Origin of the sequence: Streptomyces sp. NA02950 (assembly GCF_013364155.1) — a bacterium.
In the GTDB taxonomy this organism is placed as follows: Bacteria; Actinomycetota; Actinomycetes; order Streptomycetales; family Streptomycetaceae; genus Streptomyces.
Window position 1 is genome coordinate 4,655,708 of sequence record NZ_CP054916.1, and the last position, 15,406, is coordinate 4,671,113.

Sequence of the window (15,406 nt, forward strand, 5' to 3'; positions counted from 1 at the left end):
GGGCTTCCCGTCGCCTCCTGGAGCCGCTCAGGACCGCCCGGGCGGTCCTGCCCCCGCCCCCCGTGGCCCGTACGGCAGGATGGCCCCATGAGCGTGCGCGAGGACCCACAGGCCCAGCCCGTACGGCCGACCGCCGAGGACTCGGTCGCCGCGGCGGCCAGCGAGGTGATCGGCGGTCCGGCCGGGCGCCGGGCGCTGCTCGGGACCAGCTGGTGGACCCCGGTGCGGATCATCGCGCTCGTCGCCATCGGGATGTTCGCCCTGGGCATGGTGCAGAAGCTGCCGTGCTACGACGGCGGCTGGTTCTTCGGCGCCACCACCCAGTACACCCACGCCTGCTACTCCGATATCCCGCACCTCTACAGCGGCCGGGGCTTCGCGATCGACCTCGTGCCGTACTTCAACCGCATACCGCAGGACGTCTCGGGCGGGATGGACTACCTGGAGTACCCGGTCCTCACCGGGCTCTTCATGGAGGTCGCCTCCTGGCTCACGCCCCAGGGCGGCACCATGCAGCACCGCGAGCAGATCTACTGGATGGTCAACGCGGGGATGCTGATGGTCTGCGCCGTGGTCATCGCGGTCTGTGTGACCCGTACGCACCGGCAGCGCCCCTGGGACGGGCTGTTCGTCGCTCTGGCCCCTGCCTTCGCGCTGACCGCCACCATCAACTGGGACCTGTTCGCGGTCGCCCTCATGGCCGCGGCCATGCTCAGGTGGTCACGCGGCCGCCCGCTGGGGGCCGGGATCATGCTCGGGCTCGCGACCGCCGCGAAGTTCTATCCGCTGCTGCTGCTCGGGCCGCTGTTCCTGCTGTGTCTGCGCGCGGGGCGGTGGCGTGCCTTCTGGTCGGCGACGGGTGGTGCCGTGGCGGCCTGGCTGGTGGTGAACCTGCCCGTGATGATCAGCTGGCGGGACGGCGGGCCGCATCTGCGCGAGGGCTGGAAGATGTTCTACACCTTCAGCCAGGAGCGGCCCGTGGACTTCGGTTCGCTGTGGCTGATCATCTCACAGCGCAGCGGCAGCCCCATGGACGACGTCAACACCTATGCCACCGCGCTGATGGTGCTGTCCTGCGCCGGAGTGGCGGCCCTCGCGCTGTGCGCACCGCGGCGTCCGCGGCTGGCTCAGCTCGCCTTTCTGATCGTCGCGGCGTTCGTGCTCACCAATAAGGTCTACTCACCGCAGTACGTGCTGTGGCTGATCCCGCTGGCGGCGCTGGCGCGGCCGCGCTGGCGGGACTTCCTGGTGTGGCAGGCGTGCGAGGTGATGTATTTCCTCGGGATCTGGATGTACCTCGCGTACACCGGCAGCGGTGACAAGCACCGCGGGCTGCCTCCCGAGGGGTACCAGTTGGCGATCGCCCTGCATCTGCTGGGGACGCTGTATCTGTGCGCGCTGGTGGTGCGGGACGCGCTGATGCCCGAGCGGGACCCGGTGCGCCAGGACGGATCCGACGATCCGTCGGGAGGCATGCTGGACCGGGCGCCGGACATGTTCGTGCTGGGGGAGGCGCGGCGCACGGCGCAGTACGAGGGCGCGGCGATGATCAAGTGGGGCGCCGACCGGGACTGAGCCGCCCCGCGCGGGCCGGGTCTCGCGGGCCGGTGCCGGGCTCCCTGCGGAGCCCGGCCCGGCGACGGGGGGCTCAGCGGTCGAGCAGCCGGTCGAACTGTGTGGTGGTGTGCCGCAGATGGGCGACCAGCTCATCTCCCACCTGCGGCGCCGGGACGTCGCCCGGCACGAACAGGATCGACACCTGCATGTGTGGCGGCTCGGCGAACCAGCGCTGCTTGCCCGCCCAGACGAACGGGGACAGGTTGCGGTTGACGGTCGCCAGACCGGCGCGCGCGACGCCCTTGGCGCGGGGCATCACCCCGTGCAGCGCCTTGGGGGCCTCCAGACCGACGCCGTGCGAGGTGCCGCCCGCGACGACCACCAGATAGCCGTCCGAGGCGGCCTTCTGCTGGCGGTAGCCGAAGCGGTCGCCCTTGGCCACGCGGGTCACGTCGAGGACGGAGCCGCGGTACTCGGTCGACTCGTGGTCGCCCAGCCACAGCCGGGTGCCGATGCGAGCCCGGAAGCGGGTCTGCGGGAACTGCTGCTGGAGCCGTGCCAGCTCATCCGCCTTGAGGTGGCTGACGAACATGGTGTGCAGCGGGAGCCGCGCGGCGCGCAGCCGGTCCATCCAGGCGATGACCTCCTCGACCGCGTCGATGCCGTCGGTGCGGTCGAGCGGAAGGTGTATGGCAAACCCTTCCAGCCGGACGTTCTCTATCGCGGCGTGAAGCTGCGGCAGGTCCTGTTCGGTGATGCCGTGCCGCTTCATGCTGCTCATGACCTCGATGACCACGCGCGCGTTCACCAGGCCGTAGACACCGTCGACCGAGGAGACCGAGCGGATCACCCGGTCGGGCAGCGGTACCGGCTCCTCACCGCGGCGGAACGGGGTGAGGACAAGGAGGTCACCGCTGAAGAAGTCCTTCATCCGGGCGGCTTCGTAGGTGGTCCCGACCGCGAGGATGTCGGCGCCGACCCGGGCGGCCTCCTCGGCCAGCCGCTCGTGGCCGAAGCCGTAGCCGTTGCCCTTGCAGACCGGGACGATCCCCGGGAACTGCTGGAGCACAGTGTGCTGGTGCGCCCGCCAGCGCGCGGTGTCGACGTAGAGGGTGAGCGCCATTGGCCGGTCCCGGAACCTTTCTCGTTGCCGCGGTGTATTGAAGGTATGCAGCGTTTGTGGGGAAGCAGGAAAACGAGGTCAGCGGCGGGACATGTAGATGTCAAGCGCCTTGTGGAGCAGCTTGTTGAGGGGGAAGTCCCACTCGCCGAGGTACTCGGCAGCCTGCCCACCGGTGCCGACCTTGAACTGGATCAGTCCGAAAAGGTGGTCGGACTCGTCGAGCGAGTCGCTGATGCCGCGGAGGTCGTAGACGGTCGCGCCGAGCGCGTAGGCGTCGCGGAGCATCCGCCACTGCATCGCGTTCGAGGGCCGGACCTCGCGCTTGTGGTTGGCGGAGGCGCCGTAGGAGTACCAGACGTGGCCCCCGACGATCAGCATGGTGGCGGCGGCCACGGCCTCGCCCTCGTGCATCGCGAAGTACAGCCGCATGCGGTTGGGGTCCTCGGAGTTGAGGGTCGTCCACATGCGCTGGAAGTAGCTCAGCGGGCGGGGCCGGAAGTGGTCGCGCTCCGCGGTGATCTCGTAGAGCCGCTGCCACTCGCCGAGGTGCTCGTAGCCGCCCTGGACGACCTCGACACCGGCCTTCTCGGCCTTCTTGATGTTGCGCCGCCACAGCTGGTTGAAGCTCTTGTGGACGTCCTCCAGGGAGCGGTTCTCCAGCGGCACCTGGAAGACATAGCGCGGCTGGACGTCACCGAAGCCGGCTCCGCCGTCCTCGCCCTGCTGCCAGCCCATCCGCCGCAGCCGGTCGGAGACCTCGAAGGCGCGCGGCTCGATATGGGTGGCCTCGACATCGCGCAGCCGCTTCACATCGGGGTTCTGGATACCGGACTTGATCGCGGCGGCGTCCCAGCGACGGATGATCACCGGCGGGCCCATCTTCACCGAGAAGGCGCCCTGCTGCTTGAGGTGGGCCAGCATCGGGCGCAGCCAGTCCTCGAGGTTGGGCGCGTACCAGTTGATGACCGGGCCCTCGGGGAGATAGGCGAGATATCGCTTGATCTTGGGCAGCTGGCGGTAGAGGACGAGGCCGACGCCGACGAGCTGACCGGCCGGGTCGAACCAGCCGAGGTTCTCGGAGCGCCATTCCGCCTTGACGTCGGCCCATGCCGGTACCTGCATGTGGCTGGCCGAAGGCAGGCTCTGGATGTACGCCAGATGCTGCTCTCGACTGATCGTCCTCAGGGTCAGGCTCATGCGGGGCGCTCCTCAGCAGGTTTGTCCCCAGGGTCGGGGCTCCGGCTCTCGCGCCGAAGCCTACTGCGAGCGGGACGCGCCCCGTTTGGGCCCGGGGACAACCCGGGCCCGGGCGGGATCAGCCGAGGAGGCCGCCGAAGAGCCCTCCGTGTGCCATGCCGAGGTAGAACCCGACGGCGGAGGCACCGAGTCCGATGATCAGCAGGAAGCGCTCACCGGTGGTCGCGGAGATCAGCTGGCCCCAGGCGCCACTGATCATCCCGATCAGCCCGGCCCATGAGCTGAGCAGGTGGAGGCTGGTGAAATGAGCCGTCACAAAGGCGATCACACCGATCGCCAGAGTGGTCACGGCGAGGGTGTTCTCGACGGGGTGCGACTTGCCGTCGGTGTCCAGGAAGGAGAGCAAGCCGTGCTGCGGTCGTGCTGCCTGTGCCATGGGGCACCTCCACGTAGGCCCATATAGGCAGGGCGGCGAACTGTAACGCCGCTCACATCCGATGTGTACAGATTGCGGGCCGAGTCGCCCGGATTTCAAGCGGGAGGCAGTGGGCGGGTACTGTGTACCGTCTGCGGTGGTGTCTGCACAGGCACTGTCGCGGAACGCATTACGACCCTCCTGCCACGGAACGACCGTGGCCGCTGAGTCCAGAGGAGGTGGGTTCCACATGCGTCACTACGAGGTGATGGTCATCCTCGACCCCGATCTCGAGGAGCGCGCTGTCTCCCCGCTGATCGAGAACTTCCTTTCCGTGATCCGTGAGGGCAACGGCAAGGTCGAGAAGGTCGACACCTGGGGCCGTCGTCGTCTCTCGTACGAGATCAAGAAGAAGCCCGAGGGCATCTACTCGGTCATCGACCTCCAGGCCGAGCCTGCGGTCGTCAAGGAGCTCGACCGCCAGCTCAACCTGAACGAGTCGGTCCTCCGGACCAAGGTCCTCCGCCCCGAGACCCACTGAGCGCCTCAGCGTTCATCGGTCTCCGGGCCGTATCGCAACGAGTAGCAAGCAGCCCAGCAGTACGCCGAGAGGTACCCCAATGGCAGGCGAGACCGTCATCACGGTCGTCGGCAATCTCGTCGACGATCCCGAGCTGCGTTTCACCCCCTCCGGTGCGGCGGTCGCGAAGTTCCGCGTCGCGTCCACTCCCCGTACGTTCGACCGCCAGACCAATGAGTGGAAGGACGGCGAGAGCCTCTTCCTCACCTGCTCGGTGTGGCGGCAGGCCGCAGAGAACGTGGCCGAGTCGCTTCAGCGCGGTATGCGCGTGATCGTGCAGGGCCGTCTGAAGCAGCGGTCGTACGAGGACCGCGAGGGGATCAAGCGCACGGTCTACGAGCTGGATGTCGACGAGGTCGGCGCCAGCCTGCGCAACGCCACAGCCAAGGTCACCAAGACCACCGGACGCGGTGGACAGGGTGGCTACGGCGGCGGTGGCGGTCAGGGCGGCGGCTGGAGCGGTGGCTCCGGCGGCGGCCAGCAGCAGGGTGGCGGCGCTCCCGCCGACGACCCGTGGGCGACCGGCGCACCCGCCGGTGGCGGCCAGGGCGGCGGCGGTGGCTGGGGCGGTGGCTCCGGCTCCGGCAACTCCGGCGGCTACTCGGACGAGCCGCCCTTCTAGGCCCGTCCGCGTTGTTTCACGCGGTTTCACGTGAAACAACGCGCGGCCTGGTCCGGGCGACCAGCACAAACTTCTTGATCACACTGGAGAGAGACAATGGCGAAGCCGCCTGCTCGCAAGCCTAAGAAGAAGGTTTGCGTGTTCTGCAAGGAGAAGATCTCCTACGTCGACTACAAGGACACGAACCTGCTGCGGAAGTTCATTTCCGACCGCGGCAAGATCCGTGCCCGCCGGGTCACCGGCAACTGCACCCAGCACCAGCGTGACGTCGCCACGGCCGTGAAGAACAGCCGTGAGATGGCGCTGCTGCCCTACACCTCCACCGCGCGATAAGGGAAGGGTGACCGATTCATGAAGATCATCCTCACCCACGAGGTCTCCGGCCTCGGTGCCGCCGGTGACGTCGTGGACGTCAAGGACGGTTACGCCCGCAACTACCTGGTTCCGCGCGGTCTCGCGATCCGCTGGACCAAGGGTGGCGAGAAGGACGTCGAGCAGATCCGCCGCGGTCGTCGCATCCGCGAGATCGCCACGATCGAGCAGGCCAACGAGGTCAAGGCGCAGCTCGAGGGCGTCAAGGTGCAGCTGAAGACCCGTGCCGGCGACGCCGGCCGGCTGTTCGGCTCCGTCACCCCGGCCGACATCGCCTCGGCGATCAAGGATGCGGGTGGCCCGGACGTGGACAAGCGCCGTATCGAGGTGCCGTCGCCGATCAAGACCCTGGGCGCCCACCAGGTGTCCGTGCGTCTGCACGCAGAGGTTGCCGCCAAGGTTGGCGTCGAGGTCGTCGCCGCGTGACCCTGGCGCTCCGCTGAGCGCGAGAGAGGGCCGCACCCCCCTTGGGGTGCGGCCCTCCGCCGTAGGGGGCGCTTCGGGTTCTGCGCGGCGGGACCGGTGAGGCGAAGGTGCGGTCCTCCACCGTGTCGGGTTCCTGGGTTCCGCCGCACCGAGGGCCGGGCGCGCGCCGGATCAGGCGCGGACGGCGCCGGTGACGATCCAGCGGCCGGAGCGGGCCCGCAGCCACAGAGTGGCCATCCGGACCGCCATCATCAGCGTCATGGTCCACCACACGGCGGTCAGTCCCCCGCCGAGCGTGGGGACCAGCAGTGCCGCCGGGGCGAAGACCGCGAGCGTGATCAGCATCGCCCAGGCGAGATACGGACCGTCGCCCGCACCCATCAGCACGCCGTCGAGCACCATCACCACGCCCGAGATGGGCTGGGTGACGGCCGCGACCAGCAGGGCGGGCAGCAGGGTGTCCCGTACCGCGGGATCGCTGGTGAACAGAGGGATGAACAGCGGCCGGCACGCGATCACCAGCAGCCCGAGGACCACCCCGCAGGCCACACCCCACTGCACCATGCGGCGGCAGGCGGCGCGGGCCCCCTCGGCGTCGCTCGCCCCCAGATAGCGCCCGATGATCGCCTGGCCCGCGATGGCGATGGCGTCCAGCGCGAAGGCCAGCAGGGTCCACAGGCTGAGCACGATCTGATGGGCGGCGATATCGGTGTCGCCGAGGCGCGCGGCCACCGCCGTGGCGATGAGCATCACGGCGCGCAGCGAGAGGGTGCGGATCAGCAGGGGCGTTCCGGCATGGGCGCAGGCCCTGATTCCGGCGGCGTCGGGACGCAGTGAGGTGCCGTGCCGCCGGGCGCCTCGGACGACCACAACGAGGTAGACGGCGGCCATGGCGTTCTGGGCGATCACGGTGCCCCAGGCGGAGCCCGCGATACCGAGCCCGGCGACGTAGACGAGGGTGGCGTTCAGCGCGGCGTTGGCCGCGAAGCCTCCGACCGCGACATACAGCGGGGTGCGGGTGTTCTGGAGGCCGCGGAGCACCCCGGTGGCGGCGAGCACCACGAGCATCGCCGGTATGCCCAGGGCGCTGATGCGCAGATAGGTGGTGGCGTGCGGGGCGGCGGTGTCGGAGGCGCCGAAGAGCTCGGCCAGCGCCGGGGCGGCCGGAAACGCGACGGCGACAACAACGGCGCCCAGCAGCAGGGCGAGCCAGATGCCGTCCATGCCCTGGCGGATCGCCCCGGCCAGATCGCCCGCGCCGACCCGGCGGGCCACCGCCCCGGTGGTGGCATAGGCGAGGAAGACGAAGACGTTGACAGCGGTGGACAGCAGGGCGGCGGCCACCCCGAACCCGGCGAGCTGGGCGGTGCCCAGATGGCCGACCACGGCGCTGTCGACCATGAGGAAGAGGGGCTCCGTCACGAGCGCGCCGAAGGCGGGCACGGCGAGTGCGAGGATCTCGCGGTCATGGCGCCGGACGTTGCTCCGAGTGGTGCTCCGGGGGCTCGTGGGGGCCTGTGTCATGAGGGCAATCTAATCTTCCACAGGTAAGAGATGCAATACGCTAGAGGTCCTTACATGGCGGCGCGCGCCGCGATCTCCTCTGCGCCCTTTGTCGTGATCTTGCACCGGGTGCGGAAGTTTTTCTTCTGCACAGCCCCTGGATAGAGAAACCGCAGGTCAGGCGGGTGGGCTCAGGGTGATTGTGTGTTTGTCCACAGCACTGTCCCCCGGCCCGTGCACAGGTTCACGGGAGTTCTCCACAGGATGACTCACATCATCCACATGGCCTGTGGATAACCAAGTTGGCTGGCGGTCCCCACGGGCCTACCGTGGTCCGGCGCCCACCCCCGTTTCCGTCCCTCGAACCCACCGGAACTCGACGCGTCGTGACCGGAAGTCGGCCGCTCAGTTATGTCGTAGCCGTGCTCTATGAAAGAGGGCACGGCGAGGTTCCGACCGCGGACGGGAGGAGGTGGCGGGGTGAGCGTGCCCGAGCCCATGGACGACCCGTGGGCGGACTCCGGTCCGGCCGAGCGGTTCCCCTCCCCCCGGTTCCGCCGCGGTGAAGGTGGTGGCCGGGGCCGTGACGACCAGCATGACCGCGGGCGTGACGGAGACGGCGGAAGCGCCTGGGAGGGCTCCGGCTTCGAGCGCGTCCCGCCGCAGGACCTCGACGCCGAGCAGTCCGTGCTCGGCGGCATGCTGCTCTCCAAGGACGCCATCGCCGATGTGGTGGAGGTCCTCAAGGGCCATGACTTCTACCGCCCCGCCCACGAGACCGTCTACCAGGCCATCCTGGACCTGTATGCGAAGGGCGAACCGGCCGACCCGATCACGGTCGCCGCTGAGCTGACCAAGCGCGGTGAGATCGCCCGCGTGGGTGGCGCCTCGTATCTCCACACCCTCGTCCAGTCGGTCCCCACCGCCGCCAACGCCGAGTACTACGCGGAGATCGTCCACGAGCGTGCCGTGCTGCGGCGTCTGGTCGAGGCCGGTACGCGCATCACCCAGATGGGATACGCGGCGGACGGCGATGTCGATGAGATCGTCAACAACGCCCAGGCGGAGATCTACGCCGTCACCGAACAGCGCACCAGCGAGGACTATCTGCCGCTCGGCGACATCATGGAGGGCGCGCTCGACGAGATCGAGGCGATCGGTTCGCGCAGCGGGCAGATGTCCGGAGTGCCCACCGGGTTCACCGATCTCGACTCGCTGACCAACGGTCTGCACCCGGGCCAGATGATCGTCATCGCCGCGCGTCCCGCCATGGGTAAGTCCACCCTGGCGCTGGACTTCGCGCGCGCCTGCTCCATCAAGAACAACATGCCCAGCGTCATCTTCTCGCTGGAGATGGGGCGCAACGAGATCGCCATGCGTCTGCTGTCCGCCGAGGCCCGGGTGGCACTGCACCACATGCGCTCGGGCAGCATGACCGACGAGGACTGGACGCGGCTGGCCCGCCGGATGCCGGATGTCTCCCAGGCACCGCTCTACATCGACGACTCGCCCAACCTGTCGATGATGGAGATCCGCGCCAAGTGCCGTCGGCTGAAGCAGCGCAATGACCTCCAACTGGTGGTCATCGACTATCTCCAGCTGATGCAGTCCGGCGGCGCCCGGCGCCCCGAGAGCCGTCAGCAAGAGGTCTCGGACATGTCGCGAAACCTGAAGCTGCTGGCCAAGGAGCTGGAAGTGCCGGTCATCGCGCTCTCCCAGCTGAACCGTGGACCCGAGCAGCGCACCGACAAGAAGCCGATGGTCTCGGACCTCCGGGAAAGTGGGTCCATCGAGCAGGACGCCGACATGGTCATCCTGCTCCACCGCGAGGACGCCTACGAGAAGGAGTCCCCGCGCGCGGGCGAGGCGGACCTGATCGTGGCCAAGCACCGTAACGGTCCGACGGCCACCATCACCGTCGCCTTCCAGGGCCACTACTCCCGCTTCGTCGACATGGCTCAGACCTGACGGTCCTGTGTAGGAGCGCTTCACCCAGCTCTACCGTGACGAACACCGGTCCCTCCGGCAGGTCGCCACCCTCACCGGGCTTTCCCGCAGAGTGCTCACCGACCTTGCCAAGGAGTACGGCATCCCGCTTCGCGAAGGTCCCCAGGACTACAGGCCCCGCGGCACCATCGAAAGGGACTGGCTGCCATCCTCCGGCCCGCTCTCACCGGCCCCTTCGGCCGGTTCGGCGCACGCGTTGTCACAGCAGTGCAGCAGCTGCGGGACTTCAGTTCTTGACTTCGAGGTCAAGAATCATGCTAATGTTCTGATCATGGGAAGGCCCAAGCAGTTCGATCCGGATGTCGCCGTTGAACACGCCATGGACGTGTTCTGGCGGAAGGGGTATGCCGGGACCACGCCGCAGGATCTCGTCGACGCGATCGGCATCGGCAAGGGCAGCCTCTACAACACGTTCGGCAGTAAACACGCCTTGTTCGAGCAGGCACTTCGCCGCTATCGCGACAGCCAGGCCGTTGCTCTCATCGAGATGTTCGAGGAGCCCGGGCCGGTCAAGGCTCGTCTGCGCACGGCGCTGGAGTTCCTTGCCGAGATGGACCTCGCCGACCCGGACCGTCGGGGCTGCATGGCTGTGAACACGGCGGCAGAACTCGCCGGCACGGACCAGGTGGCAACCGAACTCGTCCAGCGCATGTTCGCTCGAACCGAGGACGCCTTCCGCGCGCTGATCGAAGAAGGGCAACGCTCGGGAGAGATCGCACCGGAACGTGATCCCGCGGCACTGGGAAGCCTGCTGCTGAACACAGTCGTGGGCCTGCGGCTCATGGCGCGTGTTGCCGAAAGCCCTGATCGGCTTGTCCGAGTGATCGACGCGACGGTCGACTCTCTCTAACCCGAATCGCAGCGCTCGCCTTATTTGGAGTGGCTGCTGCCCAAATTTTGTACTTCAAGTTCAAGAACTGGAGTGTCGTGCACCTCAAGCTCACCGCCAAGACGGCCGTCGTCACCGGTGCCAGCCGGGGCATCGGGCTCGCCACTGCTCGGACCCTCACAGCCGAAGGTGTCCGCGTCGTCGGCGCCGCCCGCACCATCACGCCCGAGTTGAAGGAAACCGGTGCCTCCACGGTGTCGGCCGACCTGAGCACCGCCGAAGGTGTCGCCACTGTGATGGACAGCGCCCTCACCGAGCTGGGCGGCATCGACCTGCTGGTGAACAACGTCGGAGCCGGGGACGACGTGGAGCCCGTCGGCTTCCTCGGCACCGACGACTCCCAGTGGACCCGCGTCCTCGACCTCAACCTGCTCAGTGCCGTCCGTGTCGCCCGCGCGGCTCTGCCGAGCCTGATCGAGCGCCATGGGTCGATCGTCAACGTCTCGTCCATCAACTCACGGCTGCCTGCCGCTGGCCCGGTCGCCTACAGCGCGGCCAAGGCGGCCCTGGCCGCACTCGGCAAGTCCCTGGCTGAAGAGTTCGGGCCCCAGGGGGTGCGCGTGAACACCGTCTCTCCCGGAGTGGTCCGCACTGCCATATGGGAGGACCCTGAGGGATTCGGTGGCAAGGTGGCGGCCGGAGCCGGGGCGGAGCACGCCGTGTTCCTTCAGCGGATCCCGGAAGCCTTCAACATCACTACTGGCCGCATTACCGAACCCGAGGAAGTGGCGGCCTTGATCGCGTTCCTCCTCTCCGACGTCGCGGGCAACATCACTGGCGCCGACCACATCATCGACGGTGGCACCGTCAAGACACTCTGAATCACCGAGTCCCACGAGGGTGGGGCTGATTCTCCTGGCTGCGGGACGGGAGGAGACCCGTTCCGCAGCCATAGGAAATGACATGACCCCGCTCGCGGCCGTTGCGGTCCCGGTGCCGCCACTGCCCGGTGGCCCTACGGCGCGGCGCCGCCACCACCCGGTGGCCCTACCGGGTGGTGTGGGCGCCGCCGTTGACGTGGATGGTCTGGCCGGTGATGTGGCGGGCGCCGGGGGAGGCGAGGAAGTACGCGGTCTGCGTGATGTCGTCGACATGGCCCGGCCGCTTGTTGTGGGTCTCCTGGACGAGGGCGTCGCGGCGTTCGTCGGTCAGGCCGCCCTGGAAGAAGTCAGTACCCGCGATATAGCCGGCGGAGATGACGTTGGTGGTGATGCCGTGCGGGCCGAGTTCGGCGGAGAGCGCGGCGTTCCAGGCGGCGAGGGCCGCCTTGGCCGCCCCGTACGAGCCGCCCCGGCGCTCGGCGCCGATCGAGCCGATGCTGATCACCGAGCTGCCGGGGGCAAGGAGGTCCCGGACCGCGGTGGTGGTCAGGACCGCACCGAGCAGGTTCTGGGCGAGGTTGGCCTGCCATTCGGCGGCCACCACCTCCAGGGGCGACCGTTCGCCGGGGCTTCCGGCCCCGGCGAGGCCGCCGGCCGCGTTGACGAGGACGTCGAGGGAGCTCAGACGTCGGCTGAGGGCCTCGACCTGGGAGGGGTCGGTCGCGTCGCAGACGACGCCGTGGACGCCGAGCTCCTTGGCGGTTCGCTCGACCGTGTCGGCATGGCGTCCGGTGATGAAGACCTCGGCCCGGTCGGCGGCGAACCGCGCTGCGATGGCACGACCGATGCCGCTGGTGGCTCCGGTGACGAGGGCGATGCGGGTCACTGGTCCCTACCTTCTTGATCGGGCTGAGCGAGCCATTCGTAGGGTTGGCTCACCCAGGGGCGCTGGGTGTGGCTATCACTGGTCTGCCGCTCGTGGCTCGGGAGGATTGGCCGCCCGGCGCCCCACGACGACTCGGCCGCCAATTGGGAAATGCGACAAGATCGCTTTGTAGGGACTCGTCGGCGAGGTCGTCTGTGGGACACGGCACGACGACGATCAGGAGAGCGATGCACCCCCGCGTATGGGCCGGAATCGACGCCGGCAAGGCCCACCACCACTGTGTGGCAATCGACTCCGAGGGGAACAAACTCCTCTCCCGCCGCGTGGCCAACGACGAGCCGGAACTCCTCCAACTCCTGGCCGATGTCCTTGCGCTGGGCCATGAGGTGGTCTGGGCCGTCGACCTCGCCGACGGCGGCGCCGCACTGGCCATCACCACCCTGCTCGCCCATGACCAGCAGGTGCTCTACATCTCCGGTCGCACCGTCAACCGTGCCTCGGAGGCATACCGGGGCGAGAGCAAGAGCGACGCCCGCGACGCCGCGATCATCGCTGATCAGGCACGCATGCGCCGCGACCTGACCCCGATGCGATTGCCCGACAGCCTCAGCGCCGAACTGAAGCTCCTCACTGCCCGCCGCACCGATCTGGTCTGCGATCGCACCCGCACCATCAACCGGCTCCGCGCCCAGCTGAACGGCATCTTCCCCGCTCTGGAACGGGCATTGGACCTGAGCAACGCGGGCCCGCTGATCCTGCTCACCGGATACCAGACCCCGGCCTCTATCCGGCGGCTGGGCCGCACCCGCCTGGAGGCATGGCTTCGCCGTCGCAAGGTCCGCAGCGCCGGTCAGGTCGCCCGGACCGCGCTGGAGGCCGCCGAACGGCAGCACACCGCCGTGCCGGGGGAAGACGTCGCCGCCGAGCTGGTGCACACGCTCGCCCAGCAACTGACCGCTCTCAACGAGCAGATCGCCGCAGTGGACCGTCGCATCGCCGAGCGGTTCAGGGAGCACGAACTCGCCGAGGTCATCACCAGCATGCCCGGCATCGGCCCGACTCTCGGTGCGGAGTTCCTCGCTGCCACCAACGGTGACATGGAGCTCTTCGGCTCCCCGGACCGGCTTGCCGGCTTCTGCGGTCTGGCTCCCGCCTCGCGCGACTCCGGCCGCATCAGCGGCAACCTGCGCCGACCCCAGCGATACCACCGCGGCTTGCAGCGTGTCTTCTACACCTCCGCGCTGATCAGCATCCAACGCCACCCAGAGTCCAGGGCGTTCTACGACCGCAAGAGGGCCGAGGGGAAGCGCCACACGCAGGCCGTCATCGCCCTCGCGCGCAGACGTGTCAACGTCCTGTGGGCACTCCTGCGGGACAGGCGCTGCTACCAAGCGGTCCCACCCGTCGCTATGGCGGCATGAGGACCCGAACAGCTCATCGCTGACGCTTGACAACGTCATTGGGAATCCTCCTTGGCTCGCTGATCTCTGGCGACTGCTACGTTTAGATCTAAACACAGTAGGGCCGGAGGAGTACACCGTGGCCGAACCACCGTTCCGCTCCGCCGCCGGGATCGCGGCCGCGTGGCAGCGGGAGCGACCGGGCACACCGACCGAGTCGATCGAGATCGTGACGCCCATCTGGTGGCTGGCGAAGCTCTTCGCGGACGACCGCGGCCGGGCGCTGCGCGCGGCGGGCATCGACACCGCCACCCTCGATCTGCTGTCCGTCATCCGCCGCTCCGGACCGCCGTACGCCCTCAGCACCCGCGAGATCGCCGATCGGACGCTGGTGACGGCCGGGGCGATCTCGCAGCGCGTCGCCCGTGCCGAGGGGCAGGGGCTCGTTCGGCGGGCGCCGGGTACGACGGGGCGCCGGACGGTGATGGTGTCCCTGACGGACGAGGGACACGCCCTTGTCGAGCGGTCCGTGGATGTGGTGCTCGGGCGCGAGGCCGCGCTCGTCAGCGGGTTGTCCGCGGACGAGCGCGCCGCACTCGTCGCCCTTCTGGACAAGCTGCTCGCCGATGTCGGCCGACGTCAACGCGAGGGCTGACGGCCCATCGGCCCCGGCCCCGGCCCCGTCCCGGTCCCGACTCCGGCTCCGGCCCCGTCCCGGTCCCGGTCCCGCCACAGCGCCACCCCGGGCCGGCACCGGCCGCGTCAGATCACATCGGAGAGCTCCTCCATCAGCCGGCGCTTGGGCCGGGCGCCGACCATCGAGCGCACCGGTTCGCCCGCCCGGAACACCATCAGCGTCGGCATCGACAGCACCCCGTACGCCGCCGTGGTGCGCGGGTTCTGGTCCACGTCCAGCTCCACCACCTTCAACCGGTGCGCCTCCTCCCGGGCGATCTCCGCCAGCACCGGCGCGATCATCCGGCACGGCGGGCACCACGAGGCGGTGAACTCCACCAGGACCGGCACCCCGGCCGCCAGCACCTCCGCCGCGAACGTCTCGTCCGTGACCGTGGCCACTCCCCCGAGGTGTGTCCGTCCCCCGGTATGCGTCTGTGCCGTCATCTCAGTCTCCTTCTCCCGTGCAGGTCTTGATGGATGGCCGCGGCGTCAGTGCGCAGCGCGGCTCCGGAGCTCCCCCCGGCGCCGTCGCCTCCGCCTCCAGCGCCGAACGCGCCCGCTCCGCCTGGGCGAGCTGCTCCTCGACCCGGTGCCGTACGCCGGTCAGCCGCGCGATGCAGTCGTCCAGTTCGGCCAGCTTGCGCCGGTACACCTCCAGCGAGGCGGGGCAGGAGTCACCGGCCGGATGCCCGGAGCGCAGACACTCCAGGAACGGCCGGGTCTCCTCCAGACCGATGCCGAAGTCCCGCAGCATGCGGATCTCCTGGACCAGCCGCAGGTCGTCCTCGTCGTACGCCCGGTATCCATTGCCCGTGCGCCGCGCGGGCAGCAGCCCGAGCGACTCGTAGTAGCGCAGGGTGCGGGTGGTGATTCCCGCCCGTTCGGCCAGCTCTCCGATCCGCATGCCAGGACGGTAGACCTTGACCCGGG

General features: G+C 68.9%; 17 protein-coding genes. 10 read left to right on the forward strand and 7 right to left on the reverse strand.

The genetic code is table 11. The features are described 5' to 3' along the window. Positions 1-87 precede the first annotated feature (87 nt). Positions 88-1,575 carry a glycosyltransferase family 87 protein gene (locus tag HUT19_RS20265; protein ID WP_176181829.1) on the forward strand — a complete coding sequence of 496 codons (1,488 nt, stop codon included), beginning with the start codon at positions 88-90 and terminating at the stop codon, positions 1,573-1,575. A gap of 73 nt (positions 1,576-1,648) precedes the next feature. On the opposite strand, the gene HUT19_RS20270 is transcribed toward HUT19_RS20265, so the two are convergent. The 3 genes from HUT19_RS20270 to HUT19_RS20280 all read right to left on the reverse strand — a co-directional run bounded on the left by HUT19_RS20270 (position 1,649) and on the right by HUT19_RS20280 (position 4,313). Beyond that, positions 1,649-2,680 (reverse strand): alanine racemase, encoded by a 1,032-nt coding sequence (locus tag HUT19_RS20270; protein WP_176181830.1) that lies wholly within the window; start codon positions 2,678-2,680, stop codon positions 1,649-1,651. Positions 2,681-2,758: 78 nt separating this feature from the next. After that, positions 2,759-3,877: a peptidoglycan bridge formation glycyltransferase FemA/FemB family protein gene (locus HUT19_RS20275; protein ID WP_176181831.1), complete on the reverse strand. Its 1,119-nt coding sequence runs from the start codon at positions 3,875-3,877 to the stop codon at positions 2,759-2,761. Positions 3,878-3,995: 118 nt separating this feature from the next. Next, positions 3,996-4,313: a hypothetical protein gene (locus HUT19_RS20280; protein WP_176181832.1), complete on the reverse strand. Its 318-nt coding sequence runs from the start codon at positions 4,311-4,313 to the stop codon at positions 3,996-3,998. 229 nt (positions 4,314-4,542) lie between these two features. Here HUT19_RS20280 and rpsF point away from each other — a divergent pair, with 229 nt between their 5' ends. From rpsF to rplI, 4 genes are all read left to right on the forward strand, one after another. Then, positions 4,543-4,833 (forward strand): 30S ribosomal protein S6, encoded by a 291-nt coding sequence (rpsF, locus tag HUT19_RS20285; protein ID WP_123106135.1) that lies wholly within the window; start codon positions 4,543-4,545, stop codon positions 4,831-4,833. A 79-nt stretch (positions 4,834-4,912) separates the two neighbouring features. Beyond that, positions 4,913-5,494 carry a single-stranded DNA-binding protein gene (locus HUT19_RS20290; RefSeq protein WP_176181833.1) on the forward strand — a complete coding sequence of 194 codons (582 nt, stop codon included), beginning with the start codon at positions 4,913-4,915 and terminating at the stop codon, positions 5,492-5,494. A gap of 96 nt (positions 5,495-5,590) precedes the next feature. Next, positions 5,591-5,827: a 30S ribosomal protein S18 gene (gene rpsR / locus HUT19_RS20295; protein ID WP_003978893.1), complete on the forward strand. Its 237-nt coding sequence runs from the start codon at positions 5,591-5,593 to the stop codon at positions 5,825-5,827. An 18-nt stretch (positions 5,828-5,845) separates the two neighbouring features. Then, positions 5,846-6,292, forward strand: coding sequence for a 50S ribosomal protein L9 (gene rplI, locus HUT19_RS20300; protein WP_176181834.1), 447 nt, complete (start codon positions 5,846-5,848; stop codon positions 6,290-6,292). Positions 6,293-6,463: 171 nt separating this feature from the next. Here rplI and HUT19_RS20305 read toward each other — a convergent pair whose 3' ends face one another. After that, positions 6,464-7,816, reverse strand: coding sequence for an MATE family efflux transporter (locus HUT19_RS20305; RefSeq protein ID WP_176181835.1), 1,353 nt, complete (start codon positions 7,814-7,816; stop codon positions 6,464-6,466). A 459-nt stretch (positions 7,817-8,275) separates the two neighbouring features. On the opposite strand from HUT19_RS20305, the gene dnaB reads away from it, so the two are divergent. From dnaB to HUT19_RS20325, 3 genes are all read left to right on the forward strand, one after another. After that, the gene (dnaB, locus tag HUT19_RS20310; protein ID WP_176181836.1) at positions 8,276-9,763 is read left to right on the forward strand and encodes a replicative DNA helicase; all 1,488 of its coding nucleotides are present in this window, start codon (positions 8,276-8,278) and stop codon (positions 9,761-9,763) included. 310 nt (positions 9,764-10,073) lie between these two features. Further along, positions 10,074-10,652 (forward strand): TetR/AcrR family transcriptional regulator, encoded by a 579-nt coding sequence (locus HUT19_RS20320; RefSeq protein ID WP_176187087.1) that lies wholly within the window; start codon positions 10,074-10,076, stop codon positions 10,650-10,652. 77 nt (positions 10,653-10,729) lie between these two features. Next, entirely contained in the window at positions 10,730-11,512 is a 783-nt protein-coding gene (locus tag HUT19_RS20325; RefSeq protein WP_176187089.1) for an oxidoreductase, read from the forward strand. Between the two features lie 166 nt (positions 11,513-11,678). Here the strand turns inward: HUT19_RS20325 and HUT19_RS20330 are convergent, their stop codons facing one another. Further along, positions 11,679-12,398, reverse strand: coding sequence for an SDR family NAD(P)-dependent oxidoreductase (locus HUT19_RS20330; protein ID WP_176181837.1), 720 nt, complete (start codon positions 12,396-12,398; stop codon positions 11,679-11,681). 227 nt (positions 12,399-12,625) lie between these two features. Here HUT19_RS20330 and HUT19_RS20335 point away from each other — a divergent pair, with 227 nt between their 5' ends. Both HUT19_RS20335 and HUT19_RS20340 read left to right on the forward strand, forming a co-directional pair. Beyond that, entirely contained in the window at positions 12,626-13,819 is a 1,194-nt protein-coding gene (locus HUT19_RS20335) for an IS110 family transposase (RefSeq protein WP_176179786.1), read from the forward strand. Positions 13,820-13,937: 118 nt separating this feature from the next. Continuing rightward, positions 13,938-14,453 carry a MarR family winged helix-turn-helix transcriptional regulator gene (locus HUT19_RS20340; RefSeq protein ID WP_176181838.1) on the forward strand — a complete coding sequence of 172 codons (516 nt, stop codon included), beginning with the start codon at positions 13,938-13,940 and terminating at the stop codon, positions 14,451-14,453. A 107-nt stretch (positions 14,454-14,560) separates the two neighbouring features. Here HUT19_RS20340 and trxA read toward each other — a convergent pair whose 3' ends face one another. Together trxA and HUT19_RS20350 are read right to left on the reverse strand one after the other, a co-directional pair. Next, positions 14,561-14,920, reverse strand: coding sequence for a thioredoxin (gene trxA / locus HUT19_RS20345; protein ID WP_303331964.1), 360 nt, complete (start codon positions 14,918-14,920; stop codon positions 14,561-14,563). Position 14,921: 1 nt separating this feature from the next. Further along, on the reverse strand, positions 14,922-15,380 hold the full coding sequence (locus HUT19_RS20350; RefSeq protein ID WP_176181839.1) for a MerR family transcriptional regulator: 459 nt from the start codon (positions 15,378-15,380) through the stop codon (positions 14,922-14,924). Between the last annotated feature and the right edge of the window lie 26 nt (positions 15,381-15,406).